The organism is Pseudonocardia sp. SID8383, assembly GCF_009864975.1.
In the GTDB taxonomy this organism is placed as follows: Bacteria; Actinomycetota; Actinomycetes; order Mycobacteriales; family Pseudonocardiaceae; genus Pseudonocardia; species Pseudonocardia alni.
Window position 1 is genome coordinate 1 of the sequence record NZ_WWFY01000530.1, and the last position, 1691, is coordinate 1691.

At 74.3% G+C, this 1691-nt stretch carries 3 protein-coding genes and 1 pseudogene; all 4 read left to right on the forward strand.

Annotated elements, in window-relative coordinates; genetic code table 11:
- Nucleotides 1-214 (forward strand): annotated as a pseudogene (locus GTW08_RS13165) (hypothetical protein); the annotation flags it as partial.
- A complete protein-coding gene (locus GTW08_RS13170; RefSeq protein ID WP_073575963.1) occupies nt 211-720 on the forward strand; it encodes a hypothetical protein in 510 nt (169 codons plus the stop codon). The pseudogene GTW08_RS13165 and the gene GTW08_RS13170, both read left to right, overlap by 4 nt.
- Nucleotides 721-740: 20 nt before the next feature.
- Nucleotides 741-1067 (forward strand): ArsR/SmtB family transcription factor, encoded by a 327-nt coding sequence (locus GTW08_RS32975; RefSeq protein WP_073575964.1) that lies wholly within the window; start codon nt 741-743, stop codon nt 1065-1067.
- Nucleotides 1057-1545 (forward strand): SRPBCC family protein, encoded by a 489-nt coding sequence (locus GTW08_RS32980; RefSeq protein ID WP_073575965.1) that lies wholly within the window; start codon nt 1057-1059, stop codon nt 1543-1545. The genes GTW08_RS32975 and GTW08_RS32980 overlap by 11 nt, the downstream gene beginning before the upstream one ends.
- Nucleotides 1546-1691 lie beyond the last annotated feature (146 nt).

Genomic DNA, 1691 nt, shown 5'->3' on the forward strand with positions numbered 1-1691 from the left:
GCTCACCCCCCGCGCGCAGCGCAACCTGCGGATCCACGCCGGGGTGACCGTCGCTGTGCTGCTCCTGCTGGTCCTGGGCGCTGTGCTCGGCCCGGCGCCGCTGTTCGTCCCGATCGGGCCGGCGTTCTGGCTGGGCCTGATCCTGTTCGTGCACTCCCGGCGGGCCGAGCGCGAGGCGTCGCCGGACGAGGAGCTGCCCGAGGAGCTGCGGTGACCGCCGTCGCCGAGCGGGCCGGACGGACCGCACCACGGCGGCTCGCCCGGCGCCCGCGGGCCGCGCTGCGGACGGTGCACGTGCTGGTCGCGGTGGCCTGGACCGGCGCGTCGCTGGTGATGCTGGTGCTGCCCGTGGCGGTGCTGCTGCGGGGCCGCGACGCCGGGTTCGCCGTCGCGGTGATGGGCACCGTCGGGAACGGGATGATCCCGTTCCTCGCCGTCGGCACCGTCCTCAGCGGGGCGGCCCTCGGCCTCGGAACGGCGTGGGGGCTGTTCCGGTACCGCTGGGTCGTCGCGAAGACCGTGCTGGCGCTGGCGGTGATCGTCTCGTCGGTCGCGCTCACCACCGGGTGGGTCGACGCCGCCGCGGCCGGGGACCGGTCGGTCCTGCCGCTGCTGGTCGCGGCGTCGGTGCTGCACCAGGTGATGCTGCTGGGCGCGACGGTGCTGTCGGTGGAGAAGCCCGGCGGACGACTGTCCCGGCAGCGGTTGACAGGCAACTGATTGGTTGCATAATTGGCCGCGTGACCGACGTGGACGCCGTCTTCCGCGCACTCGCGGACCCGACGCGACGGCGCATCCTCGACCGGTTGCACGAGCAGGGCGAGTCGACGCTCGGCGCGCTGTGCGAGGGACTGGACATGAGCCGGCAGGCCGTGTCCAAGCACCTCGCTCAGCTGGAGGCGGCCGGGCTGGTGACGACCCTGCGTCGCGGCCGGGAGAAGCTCCACCACCTCGACCCGGTCCCCATCCAGGAGATCCACGACCGGTGGATCGGGAAGTTCGAGCGCAGCCGGGTGCAGGCGGTCACCGCCCTGCGCGCGGCGCTGGAGGAGCACGATGAGCAGTGAGCGCAGGTTCGTCTACACGACCTACATCCGCAGCACCGCCGAGCAGGTGTTCCGGGCGCTGACCACGCCTGCGTTCACCATGCAGTACTGGGGCGGCGCGGAGCTGACCTCGAACTGGCGGGTCGGGAGCCCGCTGGAGGCGGTCCACCCCGACCGCGACGACTTCATCGGCGAGATCCTCGCCGTCGAGCCGCCGCACCGGCTGTCCTACACCTTCACCGGGCCGGCGGAACAGGCCGCGGGACGGCCGCCGACCGTCGTCGAGTTCACGCTCTCCCCGTTCGGCGAGGAGGCGGTGAAGCTGCAGGTCGTCCACACCGGTTTCACCGACGACGAGCAGGGCGCGCAGGACGCCCGCGACGTGGGCGAGGGCTGGCCCGCGATCCTGTCCGCGCTCAAGACGCTGCTGGAGACCGACCGGCCGCTGGCCTCCCCCGGTCACTTCGCGCCACGGACACCGGCGACGCCCGCCCGGTGAGTCCGCGCGAGGACCTGTCGCCCCGGTGGTCTCCGGGGCGAGGGGCCCGACGGCTCAGCGGCCGAACAGTCGTGCCCACCAGCCACGGCGGGACCCCGGCGCGGTCTCCGCGGTGGCGGGCGGCGGCGCGGCGGGCCGGGCGGCGG

What these genes read in the sequence shown, in the direction of transcription:
- GTW08_RS32980 (WP_073575965.1), top strand. Translation starts at nt 1,057, where the DNA reads ATGAGCAGTGAGCGCAGGTTCGTCTACACGACCTACATCCGCAGCACC.